General features: G+C 63.2%; 16 protein-coding genes and 1 tRNA gene. 11 read left to right on the top strand and 6 right to left on the bottom strand.

The window, feature by feature from the left end; translation table 11 throughout:
• Positions 1–18: 18 nt before the first annotated feature.
• From NLY44_RS25975 to NLY44_RS25960, 4 genes are read left to right on the top strand one after another with little or no spacing between them, the layout of a single operon-like run.
• A complete protein-coding gene (locus NLY44_RS25975) occupies positions 19–1,116 on the top strand; it encodes a microcin C ABC transporter permease YejB (RefSeq protein WP_023669509.1) in 1,098 nt (365 codons plus the stop codon).
• Complete coding sequence (locus tag NLY44_RS25970) at positions 1,116–2,255, top strand: ABC transporter permease (protein ID WP_023806305.1); 1,140 nt, start codon at positions 1,116–1,118, stop codon at positions 2,253–2,255. Before NLY44_RS25975 ends, NLY44_RS25970 begins: the two co-directional genes overlap by 1 nt.
• Positions 2,252–3,883: an ABC transporter ATP-binding protein gene (locus tag NLY44_RS25965; RefSeq protein ID WP_023806306.1), complete on the top strand. Its 1,632-nt coding sequence runs from the start codon at positions 2,252–2,254 to the stop codon at positions 3,881–3,883. Before NLY44_RS25970 ends, NLY44_RS25965 begins: the two co-directional genes overlap by 4 nt.
• 19 nt (positions 3,884–3,902) lie before the next feature.
• A complete protein-coding gene (locus tag NLY44_RS25960) occupies positions 3,903–4,844 on the top strand; it encodes a 2-hydroxyacid dehydrogenase (protein ID WP_023682039.1) in 942 nt (313 codons plus the stop codon).
• A 12-nt stretch (positions 4,845–4,856) separates the two neighbouring features.
• On the opposite strand, the gene NLY44_RS25955 is transcribed toward NLY44_RS25960, so the two are convergent.
• Positions 4,857–5,213, bottom strand: a complete 357-nt coding sequence (locus tag NLY44_RS25955) for a hypothetical protein (protein WP_023692609.1) — start codon at positions 5,211–5,213, stop codon at positions 4,857–4,859.
• A gap of 104 nt (positions 5,214–5,317) precedes the next feature.
• Positions 5,318–6,250, bottom strand: coding sequence for a class I SAM-dependent DNA methyltransferase (locus NLY44_RS25950; protein ID WP_023699440.1), 933 nt, complete (start codon positions 6,248–6,250; stop codon positions 5,318–5,320).
• A 105-nt stretch (positions 6,251–6,355) separates the two neighbouring features.
• Between NLY44_RS25950 and NLY44_RS25945 the strand changes: the two genes are divergently transcribed.
• Complete coding sequence (locus tag NLY44_RS25945; RefSeq protein WP_023731394.1) at positions 6,356–7,366, top strand: ligase-associated DNA damage response exonuclease; 1,011 nt, start codon at positions 6,356–6,358, stop codon at positions 7,364–7,366.
• A 244-nt stretch (positions 7,367–7,610) separates the two neighbouring features.
• Entirely contained in the window at positions 7,611–9,209 is a 1,599-nt protein-coding gene (locus tag NLY44_RS25940) for a cisplatin damage response ATP-dependent DNA ligase (protein ID WP_023806307.1), read from the top strand.
• Positions 9,210–9,216: 7 nt separating this feature from the next.
• Here the strand turns inward: NLY44_RS25940 and NLY44_RS25935 are convergent, their stop codons facing one another.
• Positions 9,217–10,476 carry a hypothetical protein gene (locus NLY44_RS25935; protein ID WP_023806308.1) on the bottom strand — a complete coding sequence of 420 codons (1,260 nt, stop codon included), beginning with the start codon at positions 10,474–10,476 and terminating at the stop codon, positions 9,217–9,219.
• 350 nt (positions 10,477–10,826) lie between these two features.
• Between NLY44_RS25935 and NLY44_RS25930 the strand changes: the two genes are divergently transcribed.
• The 5 genes from NLY44_RS25930 to NLY44_RS25910 all read left to right on the top strand — a co-directional run bounded on the left by NLY44_RS25930 (position 10,827) and on the right by NLY44_RS25910 (position 16,712).
• Positions 10,827–10,902 (top strand) — tRNA-Thr (locus tag NLY44_RS25930).
• Positions 10,903–11,582: 680 nt separating this feature from the next.
• Positions 11,583–12,764, top strand: a complete 1,182-nt coding sequence (locus NLY44_RS25925; protein WP_023806310.1) for an acyltransferase family protein — start codon at positions 11,583–11,585, stop codon at positions 12,762–12,764.
• Positions 12,761–13,873: a glycosyltransferase family 2 protein gene (locus NLY44_RS25920; protein ID WP_023682047.1), complete on the top strand. Its 1,113-nt coding sequence runs from the start codon at positions 12,761–12,763 to the stop codon at positions 13,871–13,873. The genes NLY44_RS25925 and NLY44_RS25920 overlap by 4 nt, the downstream gene beginning before the upstream one ends.
• A complete protein-coding gene (locus NLY44_RS25915; protein ID WP_023682048.1) occupies positions 13,870–14,916 on the top strand; it encodes a glycosyltransferase family 2 protein in 1,047 nt (348 codons plus the stop codon). Before NLY44_RS25920 ends, NLY44_RS25915 begins: the two co-directional genes overlap by 4 nt.
• Entirely contained in the window at positions 14,916–16,712 is a 1,797-nt protein-coding gene (locus NLY44_RS25910; protein WP_031202782.1) for an ABC transporter ATP-binding protein, read from the top strand. Before NLY44_RS25915 ends, NLY44_RS25910 begins: the two co-directional genes overlap by 1 nt.
• A gap of 123 nt (positions 16,713–16,835) precedes the next feature.
• Here NLY44_RS25910 and NLY44_RS25905 read toward each other — a convergent pair whose 3' ends face one another.
• From NLY44_RS25905 to NLY44_RS25895, 3 genes are read right to left on the bottom strand one after another with little or no spacing between them, the layout of a single operon-like run.
• Positions 16,836–17,666 (bottom strand): dipeptide ABC transporter ATP-binding protein, encoded by an 831-nt coding sequence (locus NLY44_RS25905; RefSeq protein WP_023688780.1) that lies wholly within the window; start codon positions 17,664–17,666, stop codon positions 16,836–16,838.
• Positions 17,666–18,511, bottom strand: a complete 846-nt coding sequence (locus NLY44_RS25900) for an ABC transporter ATP-binding protein (protein ID WP_023688781.1) — start codon at positions 18,509–18,511, stop codon at positions 17,666–17,668. The genes NLY44_RS25905 and NLY44_RS25900 overlap by 1 nt, the downstream gene beginning before the upstream one ends.
• On the bottom strand, positions 18,511–19,395 hold the full coding sequence (locus NLY44_RS25895) for an ABC transporter permease subunit (protein WP_050485757.1): 885 nt from the start codon (positions 19,393–19,395) through the stop codon (positions 18,511–18,513). The genes NLY44_RS25900 and NLY44_RS25895 overlap by 1 nt, the downstream gene beginning before the upstream one ends.
• Positions 19,396–19,408 lie beyond the last annotated feature (13 nt).

Genomic DNA, 19,408 nt, shown 5'->3' with positions numbered 1-19,408 from the left:
AGGGGAGGGTGAAAGCTGATGGGCGCCTACATACTGCGCCGTATCCTGCTGATGATACCGACCCTGTTCGGCATCATGGCTGTTGCTTTCGTCGTCACTCAATTCGCACCGGGTGGACCGGTCGAGCAGGTCATCGCCAGCCTGACCAACCAGGGCGGCAGCGACCGCCTCGGCAGCGGCGGCGGCGATGCAGGAGGCGGCGGCAATTTCGATGTGGCCGGCGATGTCGGTTCGAAGTACCGCGGCGCGCAAGGGCTCGATCCTGAATTCATCAAGAAGCTGGAAAAGCAATTCGGCTTCGACAAACCACCGCTCGAACGCTTCGGCATGATGCTATGGAACTATGCCCGCTTCGATTTCGGCGACAGCTATTTCCGTGACATCTCGGTTCTCGATCTGATCCTGGAGAAGATGCCGGTGTCGATCTCGCTTGGGCTGTGGATCACGCTGTTGTCCTATCTGATCTCGATCCCCCTTGGCATCCGCAAAGCGGTCAAGGACGGCTCCGCCTTCGACGTCTGGACCAGCGGCGTGATCATCGTCGGCTATGCCATACCGGCCTTCCTGTTCGGCATATTGCTGATGGTGCTGTTCGCGGGCGGTTCCTTCTGGGACTGGTTCCCACTGCGCGGCATCGTCTCCGACAATTGGGACCAATTGTCGTGGCCCGACAAGATCGTCGATTATTTCTGGCACATGACCTTGCCGCTGACGGCGCTGGTGCTGTCGGCCTTCGCGACGACGACGCTGCTGACCAAGAACTCCTTCCTGGAAGAGATACGCAAACAGTATGTGGTGACGGCCCGTGCCAAGGGCCTGTCGGAGCGGCGGGTGCTTTACGGACATGTGTTCCGCAACGCAATGCTGATCGTCATTGCCGGCTTTCCAGCGGCCTTCATCTCGGCCTTTTTCACCGGCTCGCTTTTGATCGAGAACATCTTTTCCCTCGACGGTCTCGGGCTGCTCGGTTTCAGGTCCGTGTTGGCGCGCGACTATCCGGTCGTGTTCGCCAACCTCTATATATTTTCGCTGCTTGGCCTGTTCGTGACGCTGTTGTCCGACCTGATCTACACATGGGTCGATCCGCGCATCGATTTCGAGCGGAGAGACGTCTGATGACGCAGGCTGCAGCCGAGATCACACCGATAAGGATCGCCCGCCCCTGGCTGTCGCCGCTCAACAAGCGGCGCTGGCAGAACTTCAAGGCCAACAGGCGCGGCTACTGGTCGTTGTGGATATTCCTCGCTCTGTTCGTGCTGTCGCTGTTTGCCGAACTGATCGCCAACGACAGACCGATCGTCGCCTACTACAAAGGCGAGATCCTGTTCCCGGTGGCGGTCGCCTACCCCGAGGAAAAATTCGGCGGCTTCTACGCCGTCACCGACTATCGCGACCCGGTCATCCGCGACGAGATCAACGCCAATGGCTGGATGATCTGGCCGCCAATCCGCTATTCCTACCGCACCGTCAACAATGCGATCCCCGACGCCGCTCCCGCAAAACCGTCATGGGAGTATGACGCGCAGAGGCGATGCAGCCAATATCCGCAAGGCGCTGCCGATCCTGACTGCATTGTCGGCAACTGGAACTGGCTGGGTACCGACGACCAGGCGCGCGACGTGCTGGCGCGCATCATCTACGGGTTTAGGATTTCCGTGCTGTTCGGGTTGATCCTGACTGCGGGTTCGTCGGTTATCGGCGTCGCCGCCGGCGCGCTGCAAGGGTATTTCGGCGGCTGGACCGACCTTCTCTTTCAACGCTTCATAGAAATCTGGTCGGCGATACCGCTGCTGTATCTGCTGCTGATCGTCGCCGCCATCCTGCCGCCGGGCTTCTTCATCTTGCTTGGGCTGATGCTGCTGTTCTCCTGGACGTCGCTTGTCAGCGTGGTGCGCGCCGAATTCCTGCGTGCACGCAACTTCGAATATGTCAACGCGGCCCGCGCGCTTGGTGTGTCCAACCGCACCATCGTGCTGCGCCATCTTCTGCCTAATGCCATGGTGGCGACGCTGACCTTCATGCCTTTCCTGGTCAGCGCCTCGATCTCGACACTGACCTCGCTCGACTATCTCGGCTTCGGCCTGCCGCCCGGCACCGCGTCGCTCGGCGAACTGCTAAAACAGGCGCAGAGTAACCTCAATGCCCCCTGGCTCGGTATATCGGGCTTCATCGTCATCTCGCTGATGCTGTCGCTGTTGGTGTTCATCGGTGAAGCAACGCGCGATGCTTTCGACCCGCGCAAGGCGTTCCGATGAGCAGCGAACTCCTGCTCTCCGTCCGCGATCTCAGCGTTGCCTTCACCCAAGGCGGCAACCAGTCGACCGCCGTCGACCACATCTCCTTCGATCTCGCCAAGGGCGAGACGGTGGCGCTTGTGGGCGAATCCGGTTCCGGCAAATCGGTCTCGGCGCTGTCGGTGCTGAAGCTTCTGCCCTACCCGACGGCCAGCCATCCCTCGGGCAAGATCCTGTTCCAGGGCGCCGACCTTTTGGCGATGAACGAAAAGCAGTTGCGCAGCGTGCGCGGCAACAAGATCACCATGATCTTCCAGGAGCCGATGACCTCGCTCAATCCGCTGCACACGATCGAGCAGCAGATCGTCGAGATCCTGGCGCTGCATCAGGGCATGGGCGACCGCCAGGCCAAGGCGCGCACGCTGGCGCTGCTCAACGAGGTCGGCATTCGCGAACCGGAAAAGCGGCTCGACGCCTATCCGCACCAATTGTCCGGCGGCCAACGCCAGCGCGTCATGATCGCCATGGCGCTGGCCAACGAGCCTGAACTGCTGATCGCCGACGAGCCGACGACGGCGCTCGACGTCACCGTGCAGGCGCAGATCCTCGAATTGCTGGCGGGGCTGAAGAGCCGCAAGGGCATGTCAATGCTGTTCATCACCCATGATCTCGGCATTGTCAAAAAGATCGCCGACCGCGTCTGCGTGATGACCAAAGGCAAGATCGTCGAGACCGGGCCGACCAGGGACATCTTCGCCAACCCGCAGCACGCTTATACCAAGCACCTCCTGGCCGCCGAGCCGAAGGGCAAGCCGCCGGCCGCCAACGATGCCGCCAAGCCGGTGATGACAGGCAAGAACATCAAGGTTTGGTTCCCGATCAAGAAGGGTTTCTTTCGCACCACCGTCGACAATGTGAAGGCAGTTGACGGCATCGACGTCACCGTGCGCGCCGGCCAGACCCTCGGCGTCGTCGGCGAATCCGGCTCCGGCAAGACGACGCTCGGGCTGGCGCTGGCGCGGATGATCTCATCGACCGGCACCATCCAGTTCAATGGCAGCGACATCAACCAGCTTTCCTTCAACGCCATGCGGCCGCTGCGCCGCGAGTTGCAGATCGTTTTCCAGGACCCGTTCGGCTCGCTCAGCCCGCGCATGTCGGTCTCGGAGATCATCGAGGAAGGCTTGAAGATCCACGAGCCGAAGCTGTCGCCCGATCAACGCGACGACAAGGTCGTCGCCGTGCTGAAGGAGGTCGGGCTCGATCCGGCGACCAGGAACCGCTATCCGCATGAATTCTCCGGCGGCCAGCGCCAGCGCGTCGCCATTGCGCGCGCCATGGTGCTCAATCCACGCTTCGTCATGCTGGACGAACCGACCTCGGCGCTCGACATGAGCGTGCAGGCGCAAGTGGTCGACCTCTTACGCAATCTGCAGGCCAGGCACGACCTTGCCTATCTGTTCATCAGCCACGATCTGAAAGTCATTCGCGCCCTTGCCAATGACGTCATCGTCATGCGCAATGGCAAGATCGTCGAAGCCGGCCCTTCCGAACAGATTTTCGAGCGGCCGCAGACCGACTATACGAAGGCGCTGATCTCGGCCGCGTTCAAGATCGAGACGGCGCCGGTCGGTATCGTCAGCGAATAACAGGGAATACAATCCGCAAATGGAAAAAGGCAAAATCCTGCTTGCCGTCACCGGCTTTCATCCGCAGCGCTGGCGCGAGCTGCTGTCGGCCGAGCGCGAAGTGGTGCTGGAGCCGGACGGCGCTTCGGATCCGTCGATCACCTATGCGGTGGTGTGGAAGCAGAAGCCGAACCTCTTGAAATCGCTGCCCAATCTACGCGCAATCTTCTCGATCGGCGCCGGCGTCGACCATATCTTCGCCGATCCCGGCCTGCCCGATGTGCCGATCGTCAAAGTGGTAGCCGACAACCTCACCCAGTACATGACCGAATATGTCGTCTGGCGCGTGCTCGACCATCACCGCCAGGGCATGCTCTATCGTGCGCAGCAGCCGAAGAAGACCTGGCACGAACCGCCGCAGCGGCCGGCCGGTGACATCTCGGTCGGCATTATGGGGCTCGGCAATCTCGGCCGCGCGGCGGCATCGGTGCTGTTGTCGCTCGGCTTTGCCGTCAATGGCTGGTCGCGGAGCGACAAGGCCATGAAAGGCGTTGCGACCTATGCCGGAGAGGCCGGGCTGATCCCCTTCCTCAACGCCACCGACATACTGGTGGTGCTGCTGCCGCTGACGCCGGATACGCACGGCATCATCAATTACGGCGTGCTGAAGGAATTGCGCAAGCGCAACGGCCTCGGCGGCTCGGTGCTGATCAATGCCGGGCGCGGCCGGCTGCAGAAGGACGCCGACATATTGCGCGCGCTGGGCGACGGCACGCTGAAGGAGGCGAGCCTCGACGTGTTCGAGGTCGAGCCGCTGCCGAAGACCAGTCCGCTATGGAGTCACCCGAAAGTGTTCGTGACGCCGCACGCGGCGGCGACCTCCGACCCTGTCCACCTGGCGCCGAGCATGTTGCGGCAGATGGATGCCTTCGAGCGCGGCGAAAAGCTTGATAACGTGGTCGACCGCAAGGCGGGGTACTGAGGAAGTCCAGGTTCAGCTCGGCAGACTGAACTTCTTCTGCTTGTTGGGCGTGCCGCAGTCGCGGCGGACGATCGAGCGGTTCATGGCATCGATCTGGCCGCTTGCCAGGTCGGTGTCGCGCTTGCTTTTGGAGCGCATATCCGGCGTGAACGGGCCGAAGCCCATCGCCGGATTGGAGAAGCTCGGCTTGGCGTCCGTCGACAGATGGTATTGCTGCGCCAGTTCGTTGCGCTGCGCCAGCAACTGGTCGCAAGGCACATTGTCATACTGCAGCGACGATTGTACGTCCTGGTCCTGCCGCTCCGACATCGAGCTGCTGCAGCCGGCCATCGCTAGGCAGGACGCCAAGACCATCATGTTCCAGCGCATGTGTTCCTCCTCAATGCCTGCCGAGGGCTTTTCTCGGCTTGTATCCTACCTGATGCCGCGCCAGCCGCAAAAATCTTATTCACGTTTTCGAACAAGACGAGACATCAACCCTTGGACGAGGGCACCGCCAGCGCGGCAAGCCCGCCGACCGGCTGGCGGCGATCCCAGCGGATGACGGTCGGCTGCATCGACAGCACCGACAGGCCGTTTGCCGCAAGCACCCGCTCGACATAGGCTTGAGAATGGGCGTAGCGACGAGACGGCTGCAGCGCAAAACCGGCGTCGCCGCCCGCCCCGCCCTTGGCTGGCGTTTCGACGGAAAAGGCAAACAGGCCATTGGTGGCCAGAATGCCGGCGACGGTCTTCACCACGCGATCGAGCGCGCCGACATAGATGAACACGTCGGCCGCCGCCACCAGATCGGCTTTCGGCCCGGCATAGGCAAAATGCTGCAGATCGGCCTTGGCGAGCAGGTCGTAGACGCCCTTGGCGCGGGCCTTTTTCAGCATGGCGGCGGAGATATCGTAGCCCTCCAGCCGTTCGGCGACCGGCCGCAGTTTCTCGCCCATCAGACCGGTGCCGCAACCGAGATCGAGCGCCAGCGAAAAGCGGCCCGGTCTTGCCGCGCGAATGGCGCGATCGAGAAACTCCGGCAGCCGGTAGCCGAGCTTGTCGACCAGCGAGTCCTCGAAAGTCTCGGCATAGTGGTCGAACAGCGTCTCGACGAAGGCGCTGGGTGGCGCTGCGGCAGCCGGCGCCTTGCCGATCAGCTGCAGCTTCAGCGCAGCACCCAGGCGATCCGCCGGGTCCAGTTTCAGCACAGCCGCCCAGGCCTGCGTCGCCAGGTCGAGCAGCCCCGTTGCCTCCTGCATCTCGCCCAGGCGGAACCAGCCCGCCGCCCATTGCGGCGCCAGTTCCAGCGCGCCGAGCAGCAGCTCCGCCGCTGCCGCGTGCTCGCCCGAGCCGAAAAGCATCTCGGCATAGTCGGCGCGACGGTCGGCGGTCAGGTCGCCGGACGAGATTTTCAGCGGTTGCATGGCGATGGCCCCGCCGGCTGATGCGGCCGGTGGCTGGCTGTAGGCCGAGTCAGCAGTCTCTTGCAACAGGCTTCCCGCGCTGGAATTAGCCACTATCTTCAGTGGATGCGCGCCAGCGACCTGCTCCATCCCCGGCCTGAAGGCCTTTATTGCCCATGCGGCGATTTCTTCATCGACCCGGTGCGGCCAGTCAACCGGGCGTTGATCACGCATGGCCATTCCGACCATGCCCGATCCGGCCATCGTTCGGTGCTGGCTACGCAGCAGACACTCGACATTATGGGGTTGCGTTATGGCGAGGATTTTGCCGGGACAACGCAAGCGGCCGTGCTTGGCGAAGCGATGGCGCTGAACGATGTCAGCGTCACCTTCCATCCGGCCGGCCATGTGCTGGGCTCGGCGCAGATCGCGGTCGAGCACAAGGGCAGGCGCATCGTCGCCTCCGGCGACTACAAGCGCCAGAAGGACGCGACCTGCGCACCGTTCGAACCGGTCCAATGCGACGTCTTCATCACCGAGGCGACCTTCGGCCTGCCGGTGTTTCACCATCCGCCCGACACGGAGGAGATCGCCCGGCTGCTCAAATCGGCGGCGCAGTTTCCCGAGCGATCGCATCTGGTCGGCGCCTATGCGCTGGGCAAGGCACAGCGGGTGATGCGGCTGCTGCGCGATGCCGGTTATGACAGGCCGATCTATATCCACGGCGCGCTGGCCAAGCTCAGCGAATATTACCAGAGCCAGGGCATCGACCTCGGCACGCTGGAGCCGGCAACCGTCGACAGCGGCGGCAAGCAGGATTTCACTGGGGCCATCGTTGTCGGCCCTCCATCGGCCTTCGCCGACCGCTGGGCGCGGCGCTTTCCCGACCCGATCTCATGCTTCGCCTCGGGCTGGATGCGCATCCGCCAGCGCGCCAAGCAAGGCGGCGTCGAACTGCCGCTGATCATTTCCGACCATGCCGACTGGGATGAACTGACCGCTACCGTCAAGGAGACGGGCGCCGGCGAAATCTGGGTGACGCACGGCCGCGAGGAAGCGCTGGTGCGCTGGTGCGAGCTGGAAGGCATCGCCGCCAGGCCACTGCACCTGGTGGGATATGAGGACGAGGGCGATTGATGGTGATTTTTGATCCAGAAATCGCCGGCGCGGCGATCCTTCCCACCCCCCTCTGGCCTGCCGGCCATCTCCCCCGCAAGGGGGGAGATCAGATGTCACCTCCGCTTTCGCCAATCGCCAACCTCGCAAGATGGGCGGCAAGATCAAGGCTGCCAATCTCCCCCCTTGCGGGGGAGATGTCCAGCAGGACAGAGGAGGGTGTGCCAGAACGCAAACCTCTGCCGTCAACGCGGTCCTTGCATCCATGAACCGCTTTGCCGAACTCCTCGACCGCTTGGTGCTGACGCCGTCGCGCAATGGCAAGCTGACGCTGCTCGTCGACTATTTCCGCAGCGTCGAGGACCCCGACCGCGGGCTGGCGCTGGCGGCGATCACCGGCGACCTCAACATTGCGGCGGTCAAGCCGGCGATGCTGCGCACGCTGGTCACCGAGCGCATGGATCCGGTGCTGTTCGGCTATTCCTACGACTATGTCGGCGACCTCGCAGAAACCGTGTCGCTGGTCTGGCCGCAAACGCCGGGACATATCCCCAACCGGGAGCCGACGCTTGGCGACGTCGTGGCGACGCTGCAGGCGGCGAGCCGCTCCGACGGACCCAAGGTGCTGGCCGGGCTGCTCGACAGCGCCGGCATTTCGGCGCGCTTTGCCATCATCAAGCTGGTCACCGGCGGCTTGCGCATCGGCGTTTCGGCGCGGCTGGCCAAACAGGCGCTGGCCGATTTCGGCAAGGTCGATATCGCCGAGATCGAGGAGCTGTGGCACGGGCTGACACCGCCCTATATCTCGCTGTTCGCGTGGCTGGAAGGCAAGGCCGAGAAGCCGAAGCGGACCGCACTTGCCCTGTTCAGTCCGGTGATGCTGTCGAACCCGGTCGGCGACGGCGACCTCGAAAAGCTCGATCCGGCCGACTATGCCGCGGAATGGAAATGGGACGGCATCCGCGTTCAGGCGGTGTGCGAGGGCGGCGTGCGCCGGCTCTATTCGCGCACCGGCGACGATGTGTCCGGCGCATTTCCCGATCTCGCCCAGGCAATGGATTTTTCCGCCGCGCTCGATGGTGAATTGCTGGTCGGCGAGCCGGTGGCGACCGGCACCTTTTCGGACCTGCAACAGCGGCTCAATCGCAAGAGCGTGGCCCCGAAGATACAGCAGCAATACCCGGCGTTCATGCGCTGCTACGATGCGCTGCAGATCAACGGCGAAGATTTGCGCGCGCTACCTTTCCGCGAGCGGCGGGCCCGTCTTGAGGCCTTCATCACAACGCTGGACCCGCACCGTTTCGATCTGTCGCCATTCGTCGAATTCCCGGATTGGCAAACGCTGGAGGAACTGCGCCGCGCGCCGCCGCACCCGATCATCGAAGGCGTGATGCTGAAGCGCTGGGATTCGCCCTATCTCGCGGGACGGCCGAAAGGCCCGTGGTTCAAGTGGAAGCGCGATCCGCACACGGTCGATGCTGTGCTGATGTATGCGCAGCGCGGCCATGGCAAGCGGTCAAGCTTTTATTCCGACTATACGTTCGGCGTCTGGTCGGGGCCGGAAGGCGCAGAGGAACTGGTGCCGGTCGGCAAGGCCTATTTCGGCTTCACCGACGAGGAGCTGAAGCAGATCGACAAATTTGTCCGCGACAACACGGTCGAGCGTTTCGGCCCGGTGCGCTCGGTGCGCGCCGACCGCAGCCAAGGCCTGGTGCTGGAGGTGGCGTTCGAAGGTCTCAACCGTTCGACTCGCCACAAATCCGGCGTTGCGATGCGATTTCCCCGCATCTCACGGCTGCGCTGGGACAAGCCGACCGCCGAAGCCGACCGCATCGAGACGCTGCAGGCGCTGCTGGATCGCTAGGCAGCGCTCACGGTTCGATCGAGACGCGGATCTCGTAGATGTCGACCGCCTTGCCCTGCTTGTCGAAGTCGGAGTTGATGGCGATGCTGCCGGCGGCGCCCGGGGGCTTGTCGGGGAATTTCACGTCGAACAGATATTCGTTACGCTGCTGGCCGACCGCATAGCGCTTGCGGCCGCAATCGCCGAGATCGCCGAAATTGCAGTCGACGGAGATCTGCGTGTTCTTGCCGTCCTCGGCGCGGGCGACGATGTCGAACACGGCATGTTTGCCGGCAAGCTTCTCCAGCACGCCCTGCCCGACATCGAAGCTGATGGCCGAGCCGGAAGCACCGGAGCGGATGCGCAGGAAGGAGCCGGTGTCGTCCTGCACGACATCGGCCTTGGCGTCGGACGGGGTCGCCACATGCGTTGGATCGGTGGGTGTAAACACGTTGATCCAGTCGCGCGTCTGTTCGGCGACACCAGGCTGCTGCGGCGCGCCAGGCTGCTGCGGCTCAGTTGTACCGGCAGGCGGCGTGAAGTCGTCATCGTCGACGGTCGGCGGCGCTTCGGGCGGCGCCGTGTCGAGCTGCGCCGGCGTCTTGAACACCCCGGTCTGCACGGCGAAATAGAGGCCGATGCCGGCGGCGGCGAGCAACGTCACGCCAAAGAAGATCGCCGTCAGCGGCAGGCGGCGGCCCCTTATCCGCCTTTCATCGCGGTCAGGCGCCACTTCCGCCGCGGCCTCGGCCGGCGCGGAATCGGCCATATCGATCGCCGGGGCGCCGGGCAGCGTGGCGTCAGGCATGATGTCGGGGACGACCGGCAGCACGCGCGAACGCGGCGCGTCGGATGCCTCCGGCTGAACCGGTCCATCAACGACGATCGCCGGCGACGGTCCGGCCGCGACACCTGTCGGGGCATCGACCGCGGGCGCTTCGGCGGCGCCCTGTACGGCGTCTTGCGGCTGCGCAACGCGTTGCGTCAGCGCGGTATCTTGTGTCTGCGCAGCGCTCTGCGTCTGCGCAGCGCTCTGCGTCGGCGCGGCGCTCTGCGTCGGCGCGGCGACATCGGGGACCGCGGGCAGGAATTCGGATTCGATCTCGGCGATCTTTTCCTGGACCGCCTTGCGGCGCTTGATGGCGGCTTCCACCGTCACGCCGGGATTGGCCTGGAGCACGCGGTCGAGCGCCGCGAAAGCCGACCGATAGACCCTCTCGCGAAATGCCCGGTCCTCGGCGTTGCCTTTCTCGAAGGCGTTGCGGATCGCTTTTTCGATCGCGTCCAAGCGAATTCCCCTGTCCGTTCGCTTACATTGCCATGATCGTTAGCCGCAGGCGACCAATCAATCAACGGGCGAGCGCCCGCATTCTGCCTTACAGGCCTGTTCAACGCCCATTTCGATGCTTTCTAGCAATAAAATCAGTCCGTTTGCCGCCTTGCCGGGCAATTTGCGCGCAGTCCGGCGCGACGTCTCCGCGTAATCGAAAAAGCAAACGAGGCGATGGCTTATTCCGCGCCAATGGAAAATGACGGGACGAATTGCCGGATGCCGGCTCGAAATCGCGGTTGCCCATCTTGAATTAGCGGCCGGTTGAGTCTATCACCCAGCCGATCCTGGAACCTCGCGCTTCCCGGGCCGCTTTAGCTCAGTTGGTAGAGCACATCATTCGTAATGATGGGGTCAGGTGTTCGAGTCACCTAAGCGGCACCAGTTCTCCATCCGACGCAAGCGTGACGGCAGGTGCAAGGCTAATGCACGTCACTCCCTACGCCAACACCGGCACTTCCTGTCTGCCTCGTCGACATGCGCCATATGGCCGCCGCCACAGGATTGCGTCGTCAGACGCTTGACCATCGACTATGCTGCATCGCGCAAGATCGACAGCCTAGAGAACCCGACAATACAAGCATAATTTATAAGATACAAAACCACTATCTTAGAATAATCTTCGCCGATTTTGACCTATATCAGACACTCCGGATTATTGTTGTGTAATTAAACCGTGCCTTTTCTGACATGGTACTACTGCTCATACTGCATTGCGGACGTGAAAAACCCTCAGCGACGCAACGCACTCGCAAATCATACCCATTTTTAGCACTAACTCACACGAATATTACAGCTCGATAGATATTTTGTGTTGCACTGCACCATTGCCCGGTTGCACCATTTCTTGGGGGATTTGGTACTGGGAAGTGCGCCGTGGAGGATTCCGCCAAGTTGATCAGCTTGAATTTTTCGCTGGCCAGCACCGATTTCGAGGCTGCCCCGCGCACAAGGCGCGGGTTTGATGTTGTCGGCGCACTCTCGACGCTGGCAGGCCTCGACCTGAGGCCCGGAATGCAGGGCCGCTGGCTTCATCGGAGATTTCAGACCGGCGGAAATGCCTGATGGCGGTCGCGCGTGACAATCAGTTGGACGCTGTGCGCGCCATCGCTGTCACGATGGTTCTCTATTCCCATTTCCTTGCACCCAACGGGTCCTCCTTTTGGGGCCACATCGGGGTGCGGCTTTTTTTTGTGCTGAGCGGCTTCCTGATCACACGACTGCTGCTCGAAGCGCGCGCCGCGGCCGAATTCAAAGCCGGCCCTGCATTGAGTTCCTTCTACATCAGGCGCGCGCTGCGCATATTCCCGCCCTATTTCGCCGTGCTTGGGTTCGTCTGGCTGACCGATCTGGAGCAGTCCAGTGGATCGCTCGTCTGGCATGCGCTTTACCTGTCGAATTTTTGGTACGCGCTGCGCAACGAATGGACGCCCTGGCTACTCTGCCATTTCTGGAGCCTGAGCATCGAGGAGCAGTTCTATATCGCCTGGCCGCTGGTCGTGCTTCTCGCACCCCGCCGGCGGGTGGAAGCGATCACTATCGGCGTCATCCTGTTGTCGCTGGCCTATCGCTTCTACTGGCCGATCACCGCCACCCCGGCGCTAGCGCGCGACCTGCTGCCGCCAGCATCGATGGACGCGCTGGCGTTTGGTGCTTTGCTTGCCTGCCGGCGGACCAGAGGCGCCGGCCTGCCGCAATGGATGCGGCTAGGCTGGCCAGCCCTTGCGGCTGTCTTCCTGGCGATTGAGTGGCTTATCCCTGCGCCGGCCGATCCTATGCTGGAATGGGCCCGCTGGGCGTTGCTGCAGATCCTGCCCCTAGTGCCGCTGGTGGCCGTTGTGGCCGCCTGTTCAGCCGGCCTTGGCGGCGTCCTCGGCAGGGTTTTCGAACTGCCACCGCTGCTGTCACTGGGCCGCATCAGCTACGGCGTCTATCTTTACCATCCGATCCTTCTGTCGCTCGCCGTCAAGTCACAGCCCTGGATCCCGCTCAACGTCTCGGAGCAGGGGCCAGGGCGTTTCCTGGTCGCGAGCGCCGCCACGATCGCCGTCGCTTCGATCTCGTGGACGGCTTTCGAAAAGCCGCTCAACGGCCTAAAGCGCCGCTTCCCCTATGTAGCGCGCCGCCGCTCCCAGGCACGCGCTGGCGATCCCGGCTGGCTCGGCAGGGCGGCGGACGCCTATTCCGGCGGATCCCCCGATGGCCGCGCCGCACTCGAACTCCGGCGAACGGATGCGCAGAGATGACCACCGCGCCGCTCGTCTCCGTCCTGCTGCCGGTCTACAATGCCGGGCCTTATCTCACCGCTGCGCTGGAGAGCATTCTGCGGCAAGACTACGATCGCCTGGAGGTCATCGCTATCGATGACGGATCGACTGACAACTCGCTCGAGATTCTCGAACGATACCGCCGGGCAGACAATCGCGTTTCTGTCATCTCGCGTGAGAACCGCGGCCTCGTCGCCACCCTCAATGAAGGGCTACGGCTGGCCCAGGGCGAGCTTGTTGCGCGAATGGATGCGGACGATGTCGCCTATCCCCGGCGCCTCTCGCGCCAGGTCGCACTGTTCGAGCGGCGGCCCGATCTCGGCTTCTGCGGCGCCTGCGTCGATACCTTGCTTCACGGCCGTATCGCCAAAGGCAGGCTAGACCCGGTGTTCCGGCTCGGCCGGCTCGACATATTGTCTATGTTCTTTACGATATTCTTACATCCGACGGTGATCTATAACAGGAAGGTTATTGGGAACAACGATCTCTATTACGATCCAAAATATAGGCATGCCGAGGATTTTGATCTCTTCAGACGGCTTGCCGGCCGTTTCCCGGCGACCATATTGCCCGATAGCCTGCTCGTCTATCGCATCCATGCGGGAAGCGTGACCATGCGGCATGCCAAGGAAATGCGCAGGACGCATTTGCGGATCGTGGCCGAAAATCTCGAGCGTGAGGGGCTTGCGGAAACCACAGCGGATCTGCGCGACATCGGCGAGGCCGTCTCTTTCGACACGGTTTCGCGCGCAGCCGATTTCATCCGTGCGCTTGAAGAGCGGATTTCCGAGCTGCCGACCGACACACGGCCAAGCTTCGAGGCAGGCGCGCTGAACCTGTTCTATTTCCTCTACCAACTCGTCGGCGACGAAGGAGAACCGCCGCTGACCCACGAATTGCTCACGCGGACGGCGAGATGGAATTTCATCCGGCGCCGCGAACAATATGCGCTGCGTCCCGGCGTCTGGGCGCCTTGGCTCAGCCTGCTCTCGATAAGGGCCGGAAAGCGGGCGGACGCGGTGGCCTACTTCTTCAAAACCACGCCGGCCGAAGCGGTGCTTGCGCGTTATCAGCGGGGACTGGTATGACCGACAGGCCCCACCCGCTCCTGCGCGATCACCAGTTTGCGAGTGCGCCTGTCCCGACATCTCCCCGATCGGAGCGGCCGTCGCTCGAGGTCAGTTTCATCGTCTGCACGCGCGACCGCGCCGCTGTGCTGGAGGCTTGCATAGCCTCGATCCAGGCGGCATGCCGGGTGCACGCCACCTTCGCGGCAGAGTTGGTGGTGGTCGATAATGGTTCACGGGACGGCACGTCAAAGCGGCTGGCCGCTATCGCCGAAACTTCCGACATCCCAGTCACAGCCGTCTCGGAGACTCGCCCCGGACTAGCCGCTGCCCGCAATGCCGGATTGGCGCGAGCGCGAGGCCGCGTGCTGGTCTTCGTCGACGACGACTGCAAGCTCGACCGCGACTATCTCCGCGACCTGGAGCGGCACTACCGGAGTGGCGAGAAGTGGCTGATCCGCGGCGGCCGGGTCGAGCTCGGTGATGCCCGGGACCTGCCCTTCACCATAAAGCTCTGCGAGGCAAGCGAGCGGCTGACCCCGGCGGTCCACCCCGGCGGCTTCGTGCTCGGCTGCAACATGACCATGCACCGCGACGTCGCGGCCCGCATCGGGTCGTTCGACGAACGCTTCGGCGCTGGCGGCCCGCTACGCTCGGCTGAAGATACTGATTATCTCGTGCGGGCGATGCTGCTCGGCATGCCGGTCGAGTATGTGCCCGACATGACGGTCTTGCATCATCACGGCCGGCGAGACCGCAAATCGATCGACAGGCTGCACCGCGACTATAGCCTCGGTAATGGTGCGCTGTGCCTGAAACATGTCCGCCACGCCCCTTGGCTGCTTCGCCATGTCTATTGGTCCGCGCGGGCCGCGTTCAGGGAACTGGCGGGCCGTCCTCGCTTTGACCGCGACCTCGATCTGTCGCACTGGCCTATTGTCGTTATGAATCTGGCAGGTGCCGCCAGATTTGCGCTGCTCGTCATGATGGGATGGCCAAAACGGCTGCCGCTGCGCCACGACCGAGAAGCCAGCGAAGCCAATGCGGAGGCCAGAGCGCGATAATGTCACTGATTCCGTCAGCCCTGCCAATGCTGCGCCGCGCGCTTGGTGGCAGGCTGTTGCGGCTCGTTCCCGTCGTGGTGGGGCTCGGGCTTGCGGGCGCCGCGCTGGAAGGCCTCGGCATCGGTCTCATCATTCCGCTGCTTGGCATCATTATGGGACGTGGCGAAACATCAGGCATGGCCGGTTTCTCCGCCCTCCTCCAGCAGGTTGGAGCGGACCTCGGCGAGCGCCAGCGGCTGATCGCCATTTCGGCCGCGATCCTCGGTTCGATCGTACTGAAAAATGTCTTTGCCTTCGCCAACACGCTGCTGACCAGCTACATCTACGGCAAGGCAGGTTATTCGATCCGTAGCGCACTGTCGGAGCAGTTGCTCAGGGTCGGCTACCCCTTTTTCCTGCAGCAAAGCCCCGGGCGGCTGCTCAACATCATCTCCAACGAATCCTGGCGAGCATCCGACGCTATCCAGGCCCTGCTCGGCGCGATCGTCAGTGCCTCGGCCGCCGTCATCCTGCTCGCCTTCCTCCTGCTCCTCTCTTGGCAGATGACGCTGCTGGTGACGCTAGGGCTGGCGCTCGTCCAACTGGCGCACGGGGTTTTGTCGTCCAATCTGAAGGCGCCGAGCCGCAGCGTCGTCTCGCGCAACAGCGCACTGGCGTCGCAGATGCTGCATCTGGTGCATGCCGGGCGCCTAATTCGCATCTTCGGGCAGGAGAACCGCGAAAAGGCGGTCTTCGCCAAAGCGTCCGACGGGGTGCGGCGGGCGGCTTTCGTGCTTTCAATCCGCCAGGGCGTCTTGCCGCCACTGACCGAGGTGTTGCACGCGATGCTGTTCCTGGCGGTGGTGATCGGAGCCTGGCTGGCGAATGTAAGCTTCCCGCTGACCGTCGCCTTCCTCATCCTGCTCTACCGACTGCAGCCGCATATGCGCGCCTTGCAGATGTCCTGGAGTCAGTTGCAAGGCATGAGCGGCTCGCTGGAGGAGGTACAATGGCTGCTCGATCCTTCCGACAAGCCCGAGGCGCCGCAGGGCAGCCTGCCGTTCGACGGCTTGCGCCAAGGGATCAGCTTTGATGACGTGAGCTTCGCCTATTCCGGTCCCCTGTCAGACCCCGACGCGCGCGAGGCGGTGCTGCATAAGGCGGTGTTCGACATCCGCAGCGGCCGCTCGACGGCGCTGATCGGCCGCTCGGGCGCCGGCAAGACGACGATCGTCAATCTCCTGTGCCGCTTCGTCAAACCCGACAGCGGCAGGATCCTCGTCGATGGGGCACCGCTCGATGAAGTGGACCCAAGCCAGTGGCGGCGGAACATTGCCCTGGCCAGTCAGGAGCTGGAACTGGTCGACGGCACCATTTTTGAAAACATTATCTACGGCTACGACACGGCGTCGGCCAGCGACGCCATGCGCGCCGCAAGGCTGGCCGAGGCACATCAATTCATCGAGCACCTGCCGCAGGGCTACGCGACACTGGTCGGATACCGGGGCATCAACCTGTCAGCCGGACAAAGGCAAAGGATCGCCCTGGCGCGGGCGCTGGTGCGCGATCCCGATATTCTCATCCTCGACGAAGCCACCAGTGCGGTGGATGGGTTGTCAGAAGCCGCTATTGTCGAGACGCTGAAATCGCGGGCCGGCCGCCGCACCACCATTGTCATCAGTCATCATTACAGCACCATATCGTTCTGCGACGACGTGGTGATCTTGAGCCGCGGTCGGGTGAAAAAACAGGCCCCCTTCGCAACCCTGGCAATGCTCAGCATGGACGAGCTTTACCAGCACGGAGCGGGTGAGTGATGGGGCGCACCCCGACCTGCGACGCGGCTTGCGCCCGGCAGCTCGCAGATTGCGATCAATCCTGCCGGCAAACCACCGCCGCGACGCATTTCCGATTGTTCAAAAACAATTCTCGGTGGGAGGTCAGGCGGCCTTCTTCTTCGCCAGCCGCGCCTTGATCGAGGCGACGTCGGCGCGCGGCGTCGCGGCGAACAGCGTCCTGGTGTAGTTGTGCTTGGGGTCGGCGAAGACCTCCTCGCGCGAGCCGTATTCGACGGCTTCGCCGAAATACATCACCATCACATCGTCGGCGATGTAGCGCACGACCGACAGATCGTGGCTGATGAAGACATAGGTCAGCTGGAATTCGTCCTGCAGGTCGGCGAGCAGGTTGAGCACCTGCGCCTGCACCGAAAGATCGAGCGCGGAGACCGGTTCGTCAAGCACCAGCAGGCTCGGGTTCAGCATCAGCGCGCGGGCAATGGCGATGCGCTGGCGCTGGCCGCCCGAGAACATGTGAGGATAGCGATTGTAGTGCTCGGTTCCGAGGCCGACTTTCTTCAGCATCCTCATGGCGAGGTCGCGCCGCTCTTCGGCCGGCTTGTCGGTGTTGATGAGCAGCGGCTCGCCCAGCACATCTCCGATCTTTTGGCGCGGATTGAGCGATCCGTAAGGGTTCTGGAAGACGATCTGCACCTTGCGGCGCATCTCCCTGGTCAGGCCGTTCCTTGCGATGTCGACCTTGTTGCCGTCGATGAACAGCTCGCCCGACGTTGCCGGATCGATCAGCGTGATGATGCGCGCCAGCGTTGACTTGCCGCAGCCCGATTCACCGACGATGGCCAGCGTCTTGCCCTTGTCGACGCTGAACGAGACGCCCTTGACCGCATGCACGGTGCGCGCGCCGCGAAACAGGCCGCCGCCGACGTGATAGTCGCGCACGATGTCCTTGCCTTCGACGACCTTGATGCCCATCAGACGCTCCCGGCAGCCGGTTCGAACAGCATGTCCGAGACGGTCGGCAGCCGGTCGCCGACGGCATTTTCCGGCAGTGCCGACAAAAGCGCGCGGGTGTAATTGCTCTTCGGCGATTCAAACAGCGACAGCACGTCGGCCTCTTCCATCTTGCGCCCCTTGTACTGGACGATGACGCGGTCGGCGGTCTCGGCCACGACGCCCATATTGTGGGTAATCATGATCAGGCCCATGCCGTATTTGACCTGCAGCGAGACCAGCAGGTCGAGGATCTGCTTCTGGATGGTGACGTCGAGCGCGGTCGTCGGCTCGTCGGCGATCAGAAGCTTCGGATTGCAGGCGATGGCGATGGCGATCATCACGCGCTGGCACTGGCCGCCTGACATCTGGTGCGGAAACGAGTTCAGCCGTTCGGCCGGCTCGGCAATGCCGACCTGCGTCAGCAATTCGATGGCGCGCTCGCGACGCTGGGCCTTGTCCATGCCCATATGGAAGCGCAGCACCTCCTCGATCTGGAAGCCGACGGTGAAGCACGGATTGAGACTGGCCATCGGCTCCTGGAAGATCATCGACATGTCCTTGCCGACGATCTTGCGCCGGTCGGCCGGGCTCATCTTCAGGAGATCGCGGCCGTTGAAGCTCATCTCGTCGGCAGTGACCGTCGCCGTCCACGGCAACAGCCCCATCACAGCCAACATCGACACCGACTTGCCGGAGCCGGATTCGCCGACGATGGCCAGCACTTCACGTTCGTTCACATGGAGCGAGACGCCATCGACCGCGCGGAACGGGCCGGATGCGGTCTGGAACTCAACGACGAGATTGCGGATGTCGAGCAGCGCCATTACGACCTCCTCAGCTTCGGATCGAGCGCATCGCGCAGACCGTCGCCGATCAGGTTGATGGCAAGCACGGTGATGAGGATGGCCAGACCGGGGAAGGTCACCACCCACCAGGCGCGCAGGATGAATTCACGCGCCGAGGCGAGCATGGTTCCCCATTCCGGTGTCGGCGGCTGGGCGCCAAGGCCGAGAAAGCCGAGAGCGGCCGCCTCCAGGATGGCGTTGGAGAAGGACAGCGTGCCCTGGACGATCAGCGGCGCCAGGCAATTGGGCAGGATGGTGCGCAGCATAAGCCTTATATGGCCGGCGCCGGCGACCTTGGCGGCGACCACATATTCGCGGCTCTTTTCGGCCATGACGGCAGCGCGCACCAGACGGGCAAAGTGGGGTTGCAGGACAAGCGCGATGGCCAGCATGGCGTTGAACAGGCCGGGGCCGAGGATGGTGACCAGAACCAGCGCCAAGAGCAGCGACGGGAAGGACAGGATCAGATCCATGACCCGCATGATCGCCACGTCGACCCAGCCCCGGAAATAGCCGGCCAAAAGGCCGAGCGTGATGCCGCCGACAAGCGCCAGCGTGACCACGACGGCGCCGATGAGCAGCGAGAAACGCGCGCCATAGAGCAGGCGCGAGAGCATGTCGCGGCCGACCGCGTCGGTGCCAAGCAGATATTCCATGCTGCCGCCCGCCTGCCAGGCCGGCGGACGCAGGAAAGCGGTCTTGTCCTGGATGTCGGGCGCATAGGGCGCCAGCAGCGGTGCAAAGAGCGCGGCCAGCACCAAAAGGATGAAGACGAACAGGCCGATGACGGCGCCGCGGTTTACCGAGAAATAGTGCCAGAAGGTCCTGAAGCCGGTCAGACGGTCAGGGTTGCCGGCGGCCATCGGGGCGATTTCG

Origin of the sequence: Mesorhizobium sp. C089B (assembly GCF_030323125.1) — a bacterium.
Classification (GTDB): Bacteria; Pseudomonadota; Alphaproteobacteria; order Rhizobiales; family Rhizobiaceae; genus Mesorhizobium.
This window is presented reverse-complemented; position numbering and strand designations above follow the sequence as displayed.

Bases quoted from the DNA above. Each gene is read 5' to 3' on its own strand.
- NLY44_RS25940 (WP_023806307.1), top strand. From the start codon at position 7,611: ATGAACCGCTTTGCCGAACTCCTCGACCGCTTGGTGCTGACGCCGTCG.
- NLY44_RS25900 (WP_023688781.1), bottom strand. From the start codon at position 18,511: ATGGCGCTGCTCGACATCCGCAATCTCGTCGTTGAGTTCCAGACCGCA.
- NLY44_RS25975 (WP_023669509.1), top strand. From the start codon at position 19: ATGGGCGCCTACATACTGCGCCGTATCCTGCTGATGATACCGACCCTG.
- NLY44_RS25945 (WP_023731394.1), top strand. From the start codon at position 6,356: ATGCGCGCCAGCGACCTGCTCCATCCCCGGCCTGAAGGCCTTTATTGC.
- NLY44_RS25895 (WP_050485757.1), bottom strand. From the start codon at position 19,395: ATGGCCGCCGGCAACCCTGACCGTCTGACCGGCTTCAGGACCTTCTGG.
- NLY44_RS25950 (WP_023699440.1), bottom strand. From the start codon at position 6,250: ATGCAACCGCTGAAAATCTCGTCCGGCGACCTGACCGCCGACCGTCGC.
- NLY44_RS25970 (WP_023806305.1), top strand. From the start codon at position 1,116: ATGACGCAGGCTGCAGCCGAGATCACACCGATAAGGATCGCCCGCCCC.
- NLY44_RS25955 (WP_023692609.1), bottom strand. From the start codon at position 5,213: ATGCGCTGGAACATGATGGTCTTGGCGTCCTGCCTAGCGATGGCCGGC.
- NLY44_RS25965 (WP_023806306.1), top strand. From the start codon at position 2,252: ATGAGCAGCGAACTCCTGCTCTCCGTCCGCGATCTCAGCGTTGCCTTC.
- NLY44_RS25915 (WP_023682048.1), top strand. From the start codon at position 13,870: ATGACCGACAGGCCCCACCCGCTCCTGCGCGATCACCAGTTTGCGAGT.
- NLY44_RS25925 (WP_023806310.1), top strand. From the start codon at position 11,583: ATGGCGGTCGCGCGTGACAATCAGTTGGACGCTGTGCGCGCCATCGCT.
- NLY44_RS25960 (WP_023682039.1), top strand. From the start codon at position 3,903: ATGGAAAAAGGCAAAATCCTGCTTGCCGTCACCGGCTTTCATCCGCAG.
- NLY44_RS25910 (WP_031202782.1), top strand. From the start codon at position 14,916: ATGTCACTGATTCCGTCAGCCCTGCCAATGCTGCGCCGCGCGCTTGGT.
- NLY44_RS25905 (WP_023688780.1), bottom strand. From the start codon at position 17,666: ATGGGCATCAAGGTCGTCGAAGGCAAGGACATCGTGCGCGACTATCAC.
- NLY44_RS25920 (WP_023682047.1), top strand. From the start codon at position 12,761: ATGACCACCGCGCCGCTCGTCTCCGTCCTGCTGCCGGTCTACAATGCC.